Consider the following 13,954-nt stretch of genomic DNA (forward strand, 5'->3'; position numbering starts at 1 on the left):
CGATCGTGGGAGTAGATTATCTTTTAGCGAACAGCGGGAGCAATTACGGTAACTCGTCGGCTGTCTACTAACATCGGCCAAAAACCTCGATCGCTCAATGCTTTTACGGCAGCAGTAGCGGCGTTTTGATCCGTTGTATAAGCGACGAATAAAAAGGGACGCTGGCCGTAGGAAGCTAAGCCTACTTGCGTGCCTAATGCTTCCCTGACTTGGGCGGCTAATTCCGGTTGGTTGAAGTAATCTACTAACACTGCATAACCAGGGCCCAGGGGTTGGGGATTGAAGGCAAGATTGCCCGTTGAAGGATTGGTGATTGGTTCAGAACCTGGTGCTGGGTGAGGGTTGTAGACTGGCAAATTTTGGGGTAGTGCCGCTGCGGGCGATCGTACTACGTAAGCTTGCAATCCGACAACATCTTCGATGTATTTAACCCAATCGCTGGCGATTTGCGAGTCCCGAAAGCCACCAACTCGCGTCACCGTGTCATTGATGTACCGACAAACTGTGTTGTTAGTATTTCCCGGGAAAGAGCGTTTTGCTCTTTCTTGCTGTTCGGGTGTTCTGGTGACAATTAACAGTAGATATTCATCGGACTGTGGCGGTTGGCAGCTCGACTGAGCTTTAACAGAACTCGATAAAATTGTCACGACTAAAAGGGCGATCGAAGTAGCAGAAAATAGGGGGAGAGACAAAATAAATTTGTACAATTTACCCCTAATAGTTGTTAGTTGTTTCGTCGGATATTTGGCTACTTTTTTCATGCTGTCTGTAGGGAGGCGAGGGCATCGGGAATAGTTGGTGAGGGTGCTTGAAATTCACCTGTCAGTACATATTCTAATCGCAGTTTCAACCAAGTGATGAAGACAGGATCGGTGGAAATAATAGCCGCGGCTGGCTGAGGGCATTTTGCTTTAACTTCTGCCATTGTCGGTGCTTCTAGGAAAGCGGGCTGTTTGACCAACCAGAAGTCTATTTCTTTTTCTTGTTCGTTGTAGTTGCGAGTTCTTTCTTTAAACACTTCATCTAGGGCTTCTTCTTCTAGTAAAAAGCGTTGGCTGGCTAAAACGTAGTAGTAGGTTTGCATTTTTCTCGGTTGTTAGAGGTTGAGGGTTCGCGGTTAATGCCGCCTGTATCGACCAGTTTTGCTGGTCAGGGGCGGGTTTGCCGAGTTGCGGTCGTTGAAGAGTTCTAGACTCTTGTGCCGTTTACTTTACCTTATTTGCTGTCATCTTGGGTAGATGCAGAGCAAGTCGCCTCAGAAAAATCTTTGGTGGTGAGAGTTGGGGGAGTTGTGAGAGTTGCGAGAGTTGCTGGTTTTTTGAGGATTTGGGCGATTATTTTTCGGGCTGGTGATTTTCGGGAAAATTTAGGTGACAATAGGAAATTAGATGGAATTGCACGTTGAAGAATTACCAATTATTGAGGCAATCTGGGGGCTGTTAAACCTGATTGGGAGTGGTTTGCATATGAAAACACTTCTGACAGTTTTTGATTGCGAACCCTAAAAAAAGGCTTTCATGGTGATAAAGGTACTCGCGGGAAAATCAAAGGTTTGTGACTACTACCTAAAAATAGTCCTTACTATTGTATTGAAATGAAAAATGTGTGGATTGATTTGCTCTGACCTAAATAGCGATCGGCCCGCTGTCACTTCCGCCATTCCACCAAAAGCGATCGCCCTCCACCCATGCTCAAATAAGCTCAACAAATCAGCTAAATTTGTTGGCCAGGGAATGCAGCCAAAGGCTAAACTAATCTAAGCTTTACCATAAAATTTTCTCCCCGTTCATGAACATCGCTTATTTAGTCAACCAATATCCCAAAGTCAGCCACAGCTTTGTCCGCAGAGAAGTGCTAGCCGTTGAAAATTGCGGCATGAAAGTCGCACGTTTTTCTATCCGATCGTGCGAGTCAGAACTCGTTGATGAGGCCGACAAACTAGAGCAAGAATTGACTAAAGTAATATTAGGAGTTGGTGTACAGGGGTTAGCGTGGGCTTTGCTCCGCGTTGCCGCAACTAGACCCATTCGATTCATCGAAGCTGTGCGGTTAATGTTCAAAGTTGGCTGGCACTCGGAACGGGGGATTTTGCTGCATCTAGCTTATTTAGCAGAAGCTTGCATTCTTTTAAATTGGTTTGCAGAATCGGGTACAGCACACGTTCACGCTCACTTCGGGACAAATTCGACAACAGTCGCAATGCTGTGCCGCGTGCTTGGCGGCCCGACTTACAGTTTCACCGTTCACGGCCCTGAAGAATTTGATAAAGCTACACTTCTTTCCTTAGATGAAAAAATTAAGCGATCGACCTTTGTAGCGGCGGTTAGTTCCTTCGGTAAAAGTCAGCTTTTTCGGTGGTGCGATCGCACTTTTTGGTCAAAAATTCACGTCATACACTGCGGCGTAGATGCTGCATTTTTAGCTGCACCCTACGTCCCCATACCCGCCGCACCCCGCTTAGCTTGTGTTGGGCGGCTCAGCGAACAAAAAGGTCATTTGTTGTTGCTAGAAGCTGCTAACTTGCTAGCACTTCAAGGCTTAGAGTTTAAGTTGGTACTCGTAGGAGACGGGCCGCTGCGATCGGATATTGAAAAGCAGATTCTGCAACTCGGCCTGCAAAATCATATAGAAATTACCGGCTGGGCCAGTGGCGATCGAGTTCAGCAAGAGATTTTAGCTTCACGGGCAATGGTATTGCCGAGTTTTGCTGAAGGTTTGCCCGTCGTAATTATGGAAGCCCTCGCTCTTAATCGGCCCGTAATTAGCACTTATGTTGCTGGCATCCCGGAACTCGTAGAACCCGGTGTTTGCGGTTGGTTAGTTCCTCCCGGTTCCGCAGAAGCATTAGCCGTAGCAATGCGCGCGGTATTGGAAGCACCTGTAGAAAAACTAGAACAAATGGGGAAAACAGGAGCCGAGAGAGTTGCTCAGCAACACAATGTCGATTTAGAGGCAAAGAAATTAGTGGCGCTGTTTGAGAGTGCTTGAGAATGGTGCAAAACCTATTGATTAACTGACATCAAATCTGTTAGCATCGAAATTATTTATATATCTCTTCTCGACCTCTGCGTGAATCAGCGTCAATCCATTGTCATCTGCGGTTAATAAATTTTCTTTTTTTTACCGCAGATGAGGGCAGATAAACACAGATTAACGCAGATGAATTAGATCGATTCCGGTTGCACCATCCGTGATGGTTGACGGTTGATTGGATGTGACGCCCGACGATGCTACCGGGTTTGATATGAGATCTTGCACCATGATTAATAAGTCTTTCAAGGGCGGGATCTCCTGCCCACCCCAAAGGAAAATTAATTGTTTGTGGAACAGGCCGGAAAGCCTGTTCCGGCGTTGCTTAACCGGGGTATGAAAAAAATAAGTTGAAAATCCAGAAGCTTTGTGGATACTGGTTTATATGACTGGCATATTTAGCCTTTCATACCGGAAATCAGCAACGCCATAAAACTAAATCAACTTTGGTCGGTACTCAGAGGTATTTAACCAAGGCTGAACTCGTTCAAATGCGGCGGCAGCTCGAAACACACTCTCATCATCAAAAGTACGCCCAACAATTTGCAACCCTGTCGGTATTCCAGAACTTGAAAAGCCACTAGGAACACTCGCGACAGGACATTGGCTCAGCATATTAAAAGGATAAGTCATCGCCCATTGGATCAAAGCTTGCACAGGTTGGTTATTAATCTGAAAAAGGGGGTCAAGGGGTGAATGCTGGGCTGGGACTGACGGCACCGCTGTAGTTGGGCAAATCAGCACATTATATTGTTCTAAAATCGGTGCTAATTCTTCATACATTTTGGCTCTTACCTGATGGGTGGCGAGTAATTCCAGCGCTGAAATTTCTCGACTCCTTCTTAGAAGGTAGACCACATAATCTGATAATTGAGAATAATAATCTTCAGGTAAGTCTCGTAAAACTCCCCCAATTCCAGGGGCAGCATGAGTCATAAAAGCATCAAGATTAGCCATCGTCCAACCAATTTCTACTTCTTCGACTTGACAGCCTAAAGACCGAAATATCTCAACAGCTTGGAGAGTATTTTGCTGCACTTCGGGAGCCACTTCAAAGTAACCTAAGTCCAACGAATAAGCAATTTTCCAGCCCCGAATGTCAGCTAAATTTTGTGGAATTATAACCCGCTCTTTTAGAGTCATAATATCACCTCGATCATAGCCAGACATTACATTCTGCATCAAAGCACCATCAGACACTGTTCGTGCTATTGGGCCGTAATGGCTATAGACATCCAGATTGTAAGGATTATCGCTGGGGTTGCGACCAAAGGGAGGTTTAAAGCCAAATACGCCACAGCAGGAAGCCGGGATGCGAATTGAACCCCCATAGTCCGAGCCATCGGCTAAAGTAATTATGCCAGCAGCTAAGGCAGCAGCAGAGCCACCCGAAGAACCACCTGGGCTAAATTGCCGATTCCAAGGGTTACGAGTTACACCCCATAAAGGACTGTGGGTAACGATGGCTGCGCCTAATTCAGCGGTGGTAGTGCGGGCTAGCAGAATTGCACCAGCCTGGAGGAGTCGTTCAACAGTTGGAATGGTGTGGCTGTCGCGGTTATCAGCAAAAAGTTTTGAGCCATAGGTGGTAATCTCACCTTTGATGGCGTGTAAGTCTTTAATTGCCAGAGGGATTCCTTCTAAGGGGCGAGGGTTGCCGTCTGTCTGATTGTACTTAGCTTCAGCTTGTTTAGCGGCGCTGAGAGCACGTTCATAAAAAGTATAAGTATAAGCGTTGATGAGCGGATTAACTTGTTCGGTTCGTGTGATTAATGCTTGCACCAATTCTACTGGCGAAAGTTGACGTTTCTGAAAAAGAGCGATCGCTTCGGTTGCTGATAAGTAACAAAGTTCTTGATCCGACATGGTTGTTCCATTCCTAGCATTTAGATGAGGCATCGAGGCAGGATCTGCCACGACAACCCCTTCGGCGTTGCTGATTCTGGCGTATGAATCAACTTTTCGCTTGATGTTACAAAACTCACCCTCAAACGGGCTTATAGCAATTGGGAAATCTTCCATTCATACCTGTATTCAGCAACGCCCCTGTTCCTTTAATTAAAGCAGCCTACTTACAAACTTTTTAAGGAATAGGAACAGACCGCAACAACTTGTCAACAATTGCCTTAGCCCTCTTTCCGCCTGCCGGAATCAAACGGTGAGACAGTACGTGCGGCGCCACATACTTAACATCATCATCAGTAGCAAAATCCCGGCCCTCCATAAATGCCAAAGCCTGGGACGCCCGGTGCAAAGCCACCGCACCCCGGGGACTCACCCCCAGAGTAATCTCCTCATCCTCCCGCGTCGATCGCACCAAATCTACCATATACTGTTTCAAAGAGCCTTCCACCTTCACAGCAGCGCACAAACGCCGCAATTCCTGCACCTGTTCCAAAGAAATACAAGGCTGCAAATCTTCCACTGCAAAACTATCAGAAAGCCGTTCCAACATTTGCAACTCTTCCAATGCAGCGGGATAGCCCAAAGTCAAAGACAAAGTAAACCGATCCATTTGAGCTTCCGGTAGCGGAAAAGTGCCTTGATATTCGATCGGGTTCTGAGTCGCAATCACAAAAAACGGCGCCGGAACATTTCGAGAAACTCCATCTACTGTCACCTGCTTTTCTTCCATCACTTCCAGCAAAGCTGACTGAGTTCGCGGCGTCGCCCGATTGATTTCATCAGCCAGCAAAACATTAGCAAAAACTGGCCCGGGCAAAAACTCAAACTCTCCGCTGCGCGGATTCCAAATATTAGTACCGGTGATATCCGTCGGTAACAAATCGGGGGTGCACTGAATCCGCTGAAACTTGCCATCAATAGATCGCGCCAAAGACTTCGCCAGCAGCGTTTTTCCCACACCGGGCACGTCTTCCAGCAGCGCGTGCCCCCCCGAAAGCACGGCTACCAGCACCAAGCGAATAGCATCCGCTTTGCCAACAATAGTTTTGCCTAGATTTTGTTTGAGCCGCTCAATATGTTGTCTCATATCCCTGATTGCTAATTGCTAATTGCTAATTGTGGATCAAACATCAAATTGCCAAAATCTGGAGTCTTTGCCTCGCGGACTGCGGATTTGTACAACTAGAATTTAGTCTGACTCATCTTGCACCATTTTTAAAAGCGATCGCCCGTTCTAGATCGCATAATTATTAGACTTTAGCAGCTAAGAGGCTTCTAGCAATATCGCAATCTGCCTGAATTTGAGTTTTGAGAGCATCCAGAGAAGCGAATTTTTGTTCGGGCCGCAAAAACTCTACCAAACTCGCGCTCAAGGTTTGACCGTACAAATCCCCAGACCAATCTAACAGGTGAACTTCCACAGTGGGTTGTAGGCCGTCTACTGTCGGCCGGCAACCAACATTCATCACCCCATTGACAAAAGATAAATCTGATGCTTTGCCGGGGATTATAGATGGGGAATTTTCCCAATTATAGGAAGAACTTTCATCTTTCATAATTCCTCCCCGATCCTTCACCGAGACTCGCACCGCGTACACGCCAAAACGGGGCAAAAATTTTTCCGGCGGCAGTTCGATATTAGCAGTAGGAAATCCGATCGTCCTACCCAGCCGCTGTCCCCCAACCACAGTCCCCACCAAACTGTAAGGTCGCCCCAGCAACTGATTCGCTCTTGTGAGGTCACCTGATGCCAGACCTTCGCGGATTGCAGAACTGCTGATCCGATCGCCCTCACCGCAATTGTGCAGGGGTACAAGAGCAACATCAATACCGTAACCAGAGGCGAGCGACTGCAAATCCACAGCCGTCCCTGCGCGTCCCCGTCCAAACCGAAAATCAACCCCCACACTAATTCGACTCGCTTTTAGTTGCCGCACCAAAATTTCCTCGACAAACTCAGAAGCAGTCAAAGCCGCCAATTCTCGATCGAACGGCAGCAGGACAAGTTGCTCGACGCCCATTGCTGCGAGCAATTCTACCTTTTCTGCCAGAGGTGTTAGCAGTTTTTTCGGTTGACCAGTAAAGAATTCTTGCGGGTGCGGATCGAATGTCACCACAGTGCTGTAAAGCCGATCAACCCCATCAGAATCGATCCCAGAGAGGCTGTTGCCGTCGGCCCTAGGGCCTATCAAACCATCGAAATTATGGCTGCTGCCAGATTGAACGGGCAGTGCTGCTGAGTCGTTGTAGCAGGTCGCCGGAGGTTCGCTTTCCAAATTTTCATCTCTGCCAGCGTTGGAGCGCAAATTTGGCCCCGACGCAATAACCGTCGCAGAATTTTGCCCAAGCGATCGATTTAAAATTGGCTGCACGACTTGTCGATGCCCTAGGTGCAAACCATCAAAGTTTCCCAAGGCAACAGAAGTTGGAGTCAGAGCAGCGGTACAAGAAGAAGTTACCCACACGCTTAAAATTTTGACATACTTAGCCAGATTGCGATCGCCAGTCGATGTTAGATATTAGATTTTAGATTTTAGAATTGACTCCACAGATAAATCTGGAAGCTTGAACTAGGGTCTAAACTTTTTGGTTTTCCACGACAGGAGTACGTGGCACGGTATCCGTCGTTGAGTGAGGTCAATTGATTTTCGATTTTCGATTTTCGATTTTCGATTAAAGAATTGAAGCATTGACCCCACGGATAAATTCGGGGACTCCTTTATCGCATACAGGTTTTTTATTTCTGGACGGATGAATCCGGGGGCTTGTATCCTGGATGCTTTCGGTCAGGCCTCGCTTAAATGTCAGATTTCACCGATCAAGATTTCAGAACCATCTGGCAATCTCACATCCCTCAGACATGCACTTGAGGCGCTTGCACCAACGCTTCAGACAAATCGTTATTAGGAGGCAGCAATTGTAACGACAAACCTTCCCGCGCCATCAAACTATTCGGGAACCTTTGAGCCACTTGTTCTCCCACCTTGTCTAAAAACTCGTCATTGTGCAGGGGGTCGTGGTGAAAAATCACCAACTTTTTGACATTAGCAGCCTTTGCCACCTTCACCGCTTCCTGCCAAGTCGAATGTCCCCAGCCGACCTTGCTGCTCTTCTCCGAATAATACTCCTCATCGGTATAAGTAGCGTCGTAGATCAGCACCTCAGCATCCTGAGCCAAATGCAGCACATTTTCGTCTAAACGATCGGGAAAATGTTCGGTATCAGTCACGTAAGCAGCCGAATACCCCCGCCAGTTGACGCGGTAGCCTATAGCTTCCCCCGGATGGTTCAACAAAGCAGTTTCCACCTTAATCTCTCCGAGTTCCAGCGGTTGGCCCACTTCTATATCGTTAAATTTCAGGTCTGCCCCCATAATTTGCAGGGGCACCGGAAAATTGGGGTGCAACATCTGGTCGTGGAGGCGCTGCTGGATAGTAGCCTTATTAGGAGCAATAGCCCCATAGATATGAAAGCAGTTCCCAGGAATAAAAGCTGGGACAAAAAATGGGAATCCTTGAATGTGATCCCAGTGAGAGTGAGTAAAAAACATATGAGCTTTTACGGGCATCTGGGACAGGAGAGTTTGTCCCAAAACCCGCAATCCAGTACCACCATCGAAAATTAGGCGACTGTCACCTACTCGCATTTCTACACAGGGCGTGTTGCCCCCGTAACGTACTGTTTCTGCCCCGGGAGACGCTATGCTACCTCTAACGCCCCAGAAGTGAACCGTGAATTGGTTTTGCATACTAGACATGGGTTTTCTTGCAAGATTGTTGCGGCGAGTTATCGGTAAGGTGTTTACATATTACTAAGGGCTTTACCATCAAACCCAAGTTCTTTGACGGTCGAGTTCCCCACTTGTTGGAAGTGCCAAGAGTCTCGCTCATCGCGAGAATGCAAAACTGTTGGGCTTGACAACTGAGTAATAAATTACAACGTAGACGAATCAAGTCTCGATCGTAACTCTTCTTTTCCTCTATTCACTAGCCTAACCTCCGCAGACACACTTTGGGGCAGCAGTGCTGTCTGAGTTTGGTCAAAAGCCGCTGTTTTTCCAGCCTCCGCACTTGTCGAACACGATCGCGCGGTCGGTTGTTTGCCTTGCTGCTTTACGGGTTGGAACCTGGATGATAGCTTTGGTGCTATCTAGTCCGGTCGATCGACCATAATATGCTAGGTGACGGGGCAGCTTTACGCCGATATCTGGCTGATCTTGCGGATCATCGGGCGTGAACGCGCCTCTACAAAAATGACGGTTAATTTACCCGACTTGAGATGCTCCCCATTGAACCCCTGCCCATGAGCATCAGGGACTCCTTTTTACCAGAACCCGGTTTAATTAACTCAACTCCCATTAATTCAAAAATCTTAGCAGTTTAGGAATGCTCCTGCTATTAATTATCAGCCATATTGTCTGGATTCTCTGCCGGCTTCGGGGCTGCGGTTCGTCCAGCTAGCGGTCAAGCTAAACCCAGCCTCATCTGACACCGGGGTAGCAGCGACATCCCCAGCCAGCAGGCAAAAGGCTAAATTTTCGTCGGCATTTCTTGCCGGATGAATTGAATCACTTAAAATTCCCCTATTTTCTGAAATTAAAAAATTTCGTTTTTTTGCCATCAGCTTAACGTCGATCGACCTTCTGTCTCAAGAGTGATGCAAAAATATTTGTTATTAACCTGTTGTGCTTTTCTCAAAAATCTTCAAGAACCCTATTTTGGGTAATGATTTCTCGGAATTTGGTGCCGTTGCGGTACTCGCCACGGGTTGAAATTTCCGGTATCATATAGTCTAAGACTCTTGTTTACCAAGAATCTAAATCAGTGTTAAAAACGCCTGGATAACTTTAAGTTATTTTTCAAAAAAGTCAGTATGAATCAAGTTAAAAAAACTACCACCAAGCTGAATCGATCGCCTGTGAAAGTACCCGATCGCACTTTGCAACTCGAATCGCTCCCCTTGAGCGAATGGTCCTTAGAAATGACTCAGGGCAAAGCTTTGAGGGAATTTAGTTCGGACGATCGCCCGCCGGGAACCCCAGCAGCCACAAGCCGGACTGCCGAAACAAGACGCCGGAGGGTAGGTGGCAAGAGCGAGTCGGCCCGATCGCCTGTGTATTCTACTGCTCTTCTCAAGTGGCTGCTAGAGCGTTTGACTAGAGCAAAAGGTTGGCTGGCAGTTGTCACCCTGGCAGGAGTTTGGGGGTTGTGGAACAGTGAGTTACTGTTTTCCACAGGCCTGGGGATAGCAGCGATGATGCTGGTTTACCGAGGGCAGTCGTGGGACTGGCAATTGCTGCGAGCCAAAGGCGAGCAATTTTGGCAGGGCCCGAACCGCCGATTTGTTTTAGCGGTGGGTACGGGTGGCATTGCTACCTTGGGCGCTTACATGAGTTTGGCGATTTGGGCGGACTCCGAGAGCCACTGGATGGCTTTGAGCCTGATTTTGCAGAATTTGGGGACGATCGCGATTGCAGGGCTGTTGCTGCGGCAAGCGTTGAGTCGGAGGGCCGCAAAAGATGAAGTGGCGCTCGATCGCATTCTGGCGGATTTGACTGATGCTGACCCCGTGAAGCGTTTGATTGCAGTGCGACAAATGACTGATTTGGTGAATAAGGGTGGGTTTGGTCCTGTGAGTTCAGTCAAAAGTTCGATCGCCCGTTCCCGCGCTGCCGAGTGCTTTCGCCTGATGCTGAGTCGGGAACCAGAAGCTTTAGTCCGCAATGCCCTTCTCGAAGGTTTGCAGACTTGGGATGCTACTTATGGCATGGCTTTAAAATCCAAACATCAAGTCATCGACTATTAGCTGACCATCAAAAGCGTAAAAAGTAATTTTATGAATATTCCGAGCTTTTACCCGCAGGGGAGCCCTAGGGGCGATCGGAGAATTAGACCCGACCAGATTGGGCGCCGGCATTTCATCCTGAACAATTGGGTTGCCGTCAATGTCACAAGCAGATAAAACAGTTCGCCGGGAACTGGTGACAAGTCCTGACACCCAGCGAACTGGATACTTAAAAGTTACTTCTATCAGTCCGCTTTTGGGGGCTCCCATTAACACTGTTGCCCCAGAACCCGTAAAAAATGCTGGGTTTGAAGGTTGGATGGCGACGGCATTGCTAAAAGTCACCCCCCAATGTGCAAACTGGTGTTCTACTACTTCAAAGCATTTCAAGTCTTCTAAAGCTACGCGGACGATCGCAGGTACGGTGGCGCGCGATCGCACCTCTGACCCTGCGCCTGAGCGTTCTGGAATGGCAACAAAAGACTTTTTGCCATTTAAATCCATGCTTCGACAGGCTGTATCAAACTCTGCAAACCCGTCAGATTGAAGACTTTTCGCATCAACCATAAAACCCTCGCGATCCCGTTTCCTGAGCAGTTGCATTTTAGTAGACCTCCCTGAGATTAATTGTTTCTTGTGTTTGGGAATTGATAACGGCGGTGCCCGTGATTGCCAAACCTGCGATTAGGAATCGAAACCCGAGCGCCCGCCCTCCAACAAAGACTTTCGACCTCAAAAGCCACTGCTCCGCAAAATATCGTGATTAATGATTCGTGATTGGCGAGCGTGGGCCAACCTGCTGCCTGCCTGAAAGCAAGTTCTAATACTCCTGCTTTCCGAGCGCCTGCTTTCGGGGTTGGCGAACAGACTCTATTTTGGTGAGGGGTCTTACCCATCATTTTGCTATTATCTCCGATCGGCGGTAGTTTGCAAGGGTAAGGATAACTACACAGCCTAATTGCCCAAATCGCAAAACTTACTTGCTGTCTGTAGTTTCACGCTTAACCTGTACTAAAATAGATTTAAATCATTACTCAATCTTTACAAAAACGCCACGAGCTTTGCAAGTTTTTTAAACAAAGACGGGGCGGCTCAAAAGAATCTAAAATATTACAGCGATTGAGGTTAGTTTATGCTTGTACCCCTCGGCTTCGGTCAGCGATCAATAGTTACTTCTCTCGGCAGAATGGTTTACTACACTGCTGAAAAAATGCCTTGGATGGGGTTGCCGACCTCAACTTCGGAAAATCAACCAAACTTAGTATTTTTTCACGGTTTTGGTGGCGGGTCGAGTGCCTACGAATGGTCGAAAGTTTATCCGGCTTTTGCGACAGAATATCGAATTTTAGCACCTGATTTAATCGGTTGGGGGCGATCAGAACATCCGGCAAGAAATTATCAGGTTGAAGATTATATCACAACTTTGATCGAATTTCTAGAAAAAACTTGCGGCAGTCCGACAGATGTGATTGCTTCTTCGTTAACGGGGGCGATCGCGATTCGAGCTGCGATCGCACGGCCGGATCTCTTCAAATCCCTAATTTTGACGATACCCAGCGGTTTGTCGGATTTCGGACAAGATTACGGCAGCAGTTTCTTCGCTAAGCTAGTCAACACGCCGATTTTAGACAAATTGCTCTACAGTACCGGAATCGCCACAGACGGTGGCATCCGTAGCTTCCTAGAACAACGCCAATTTGCCGATTCCCGTCGCGTTTACCAAGAAATTGTTGATGCTTACCTCGAATCTGCTTTGGAACCAAATGCAGAATATGCGGCCCTGTCTTTTGTGCGGGGAGATTTGTGCTTTGATTTGTCGCTGTACATCACTCAGCTAACAACGCCGACAGCGATTATTTGGGGAGAAAAATCGCAGTTTACCGGGCCCGATATCGGCCAGCGGTTGGCCAACCTCAACCCCGAAGCAATCAAAGTTTTTCAACCTCTGGAGAATGTAGGTTTGACTCCGCAGTTAGAGATTCCCGCTGTCACGATTGGCTTAATTAGGCAATACTTAAAATTGCTTTCGGAAGGGTGAAGAAGTTCGGCAACGGATTCGCTTTATTCGGATGTAACGGATGTAATATCAAATCCGGTAGCATCGGAATTAATATTACCCCACAGTGGTAGGCGCGTGCGGACTGGAACCATGAGGACACGGCAGTGCCGTTTCCCTACCCCAATTAATTGTAGGGAAACGGCACTGCCGTGTCTTCCGTTTATATCAATTCCGCTGTAACCTGAATGGATATAACGGCTGTAACGGATTGAGGAAGAGGGAAGAAGGAAGATTAATTCCCAATTACCAATTACCCATTACCAATTACCCATTAGCAATGACTAATGACTAATAGCTATTCTTTTACTCGCACGTCGATAACGCTGGCGTTGAAAATGTACTTTTTGCCTTCAAGCTCTAGCGTAGTGCCAATTTTGACTTTCGTATTACCTAAAACCGGGCCATTTTCAGTAAGTTGACCTTTTCCCTCTAAGGTAAACATCATATTTTTGCTGAAGGATTCTTCTTCTCTGGGGTCGGGGAGAGCTTTCAGAGTGCCGTTGGGCTGAGGAACTGCTAGGGTTCGGGTGATAGTTTTGACAGATTTGATGGTAATCTGACCGGAGGGTTGATTGCGGATCACCACATTGATTTTATCGCCTGCTTTGAACAAATCTGGAACGTTTGTCCCTTTGAGACCGATCGCAATTGCATCAATTTCTACAGGTTTGACACTGGTGCCGACTTGGGCGACGGAACCGCCAGAAGTGCCGGGAAAGAAGAAGATTCCGACTGCAACTAGCAGTACGATTAGAGCGGCACCTACGTCTAGGATGCTGAGTTTGCCGAACAGTCGGCCTTGAGAATCCAAAATTTTCATAAATCGCTTAATTAACTGATAGCGACAGGAGTATGTTTACAAGCTCAGGACTTACCCAGACATCGATGAAAAACAGATGCTGCTATTGCTGAGCTACCGCTGGCAATGACATACTTTATTGATGCGTAAGTCCTGAAGCTAAAAGATATTACCACAACGATCGCCCAAAATCCGCATGACTTGGGCACTTAAACCAGAAGGCAGTTGACGGCGGTTGGTTGGCCTTGGCTCGATCGCCCCGAAGCTGGTGGCGCGGTTAAAAATTGACAAAAAGCTAGAATAGCAACTAAGCAGCCTCAAATTACGTCTGCCTATTTAGTGACTTTTCGAGTTTTTCCTACAATTTTATCTAACTT

14 protein-coding genes are annotated in these 13,954 nt (G+C 47.3%); 4 read left to right on the top strand and 10 right to left on the bottom strand.

All coding sequences use genetic code 11. The annotated features are described in order from the left end of the window. Positions 1-23: 23 nt before the first annotated feature. A complete protein-coding gene (locus QUA04_RS07610) occupies positions 24-761 on the bottom strand; it encodes a hypothetical protein (protein WP_333255348.1) in 738 nt (245 codons plus the stop codon). Further along, positions 758-1,084, bottom strand: coding sequence for an MgPME-cyclase complex family protein (locus QUA04_RS07615; RefSeq protein WP_333191642.1), 327 nt, complete (start codon positions 1,082-1,084; stop codon positions 758-760). The genes QUA04_RS07610 and QUA04_RS07615 overlap by 4 nt, the downstream gene beginning before the upstream one ends. Positions 1,085-1,198: 114 nt before the next feature. On the opposite strand from QUA04_RS07615, the gene QUA04_RS07620 reads away from it, so the two are divergent. Next, positions 1,199-1,405, top strand: a complete 207-nt coding sequence (locus QUA04_RS07620) for a hypothetical protein (protein ID WP_333255349.1) — start codon at positions 1,199-1,201, stop codon at positions 1,403-1,405. A gap of 383 nt (positions 1,406-1,788) precedes the next feature. Continuing rightward, on the top strand, positions 1,789-2,988 hold the full coding sequence (locus QUA04_RS07625) for a glycosyltransferase (RefSeq protein WP_333255351.1): 1,200 nt from the start codon (positions 1,789-1,791) through the stop codon (positions 2,986-2,988). Positions 2,989-3,465: 477 nt separating this feature from the next. On the opposite strand, the gene QUA04_RS07630 is transcribed toward QUA04_RS07625, so the two are convergent. From QUA04_RS07630 to QUA04_RS07650, 5 genes are all read right to left on the bottom strand, one after another. Next, positions 3,466-5,052, bottom strand: a complete 1,587-nt coding sequence (locus tag QUA04_RS07630; protein WP_333255353.1) for an amidase family protein — start codon at positions 5,050-5,052, stop codon at positions 3,466-3,468. Between the two features lie 61 nt (positions 5,053-5,113). Beyond that, a complete protein-coding gene (locus tag QUA04_RS07635; protein WP_333255355.1) occupies positions 5,114-6,022 on the bottom strand; it encodes a MoxR family ATPase in 909 nt (302 codons plus the stop codon). A gap of 163 nt (positions 6,023-6,185) precedes the next feature. Beyond that, complete coding sequence (locus QUA04_RS07640; protein ID WP_333255357.1) at positions 6,186-7,400, bottom strand: bifunctional riboflavin kinase/FAD synthetase; 1,215 nt, start codon at positions 7,398-7,400, stop codon at positions 6,186-6,188. 389 nt (positions 7,401-7,789) lie between these two features. After that, positions 7,790-8,692: an MBL fold metallo-hydrolase gene (locus tag QUA04_RS07645; protein ID WP_333255359.1), complete on the bottom strand. Its 903-nt coding sequence runs from the start codon at positions 8,690-8,692 to the stop codon at positions 7,790-7,792. A 647-nt stretch (positions 8,693-9,339) separates the two neighbouring features. Further along, positions 9,340-9,555 (bottom strand): hypothetical protein, encoded by a 216-nt coding sequence (locus QUA04_RS07650; RefSeq protein WP_333255361.1) that lies wholly within the window; start codon positions 9,553-9,555, stop codon positions 9,340-9,342. 252 nt (positions 9,556-9,807) lie between these two features. Between QUA04_RS07650 and QUA04_RS07655 the strand changes: the two genes are divergently transcribed. Next, positions 9,808-10,740: a hypothetical protein gene (locus QUA04_RS07655; RefSeq protein WP_333255363.1), complete on the top strand. Its 933-nt coding sequence runs from the start codon at positions 9,808-9,810 to the stop codon at positions 10,738-10,740. Here QUA04_RS07655 and QUA04_RS07660 read toward each other — a convergent pair. Beyond that, entirely contained in the window at positions 10,708-11,322 is a 615-nt protein-coding gene (locus QUA04_RS07660; protein WP_445242298.1) for a hypothetical protein, read from the bottom strand. The genes QUA04_RS07655 and QUA04_RS07660 overlap by 33 nt on opposite strands. A 529-nt stretch (positions 11,323-11,851) precedes the next feature. Between QUA04_RS07660 and QUA04_RS07665 the strand changes: the two genes are divergently transcribed. Then, the gene (locus tag QUA04_RS07665) at positions 11,852-12,757 is read left to right on the top strand and encodes an alpha/beta hydrolase (protein WP_333255367.1); all 906 of its coding nucleotides are present in this window, start codon (positions 11,852-11,854) and stop codon (positions 12,755-12,757) included. A 316-nt stretch (positions 12,758-13,073) separates the two neighbouring features. On the opposite strand, the gene QUA04_RS07670 is transcribed toward QUA04_RS07665, so the two are convergent. Continuing rightward, the gene (locus QUA04_RS07670; RefSeq protein ID WP_333255369.1) at positions 13,074-13,598 is read right to left on the bottom strand and encodes a DUF4330 domain-containing protein; all 525 of its coding nucleotides are present in this window, start codon (positions 13,596-13,598) and stop codon (positions 13,074-13,076) included. Between the two features lie 138 nt (positions 13,599-13,736). Next, positions 13,737-13,868, bottom strand: a complete 132-nt coding sequence (locus QUA04_RS07675; protein ID WP_333255372.1) for a hypothetical protein — start codon at positions 13,866-13,868, stop codon at positions 13,737-13,739. Between the last annotated feature and the right edge of the window lie 86 nt (positions 13,869-13,954).

The sequence above is a fragment of the Microcoleus sp. S13_C5 genome, assembly GCF_036700845.1.
Classification (GTDB): Bacteria; Cyanobacteriota; Cyanobacteriia; order Cyanobacteriales; family Microcoleaceae; genus Microcoleus.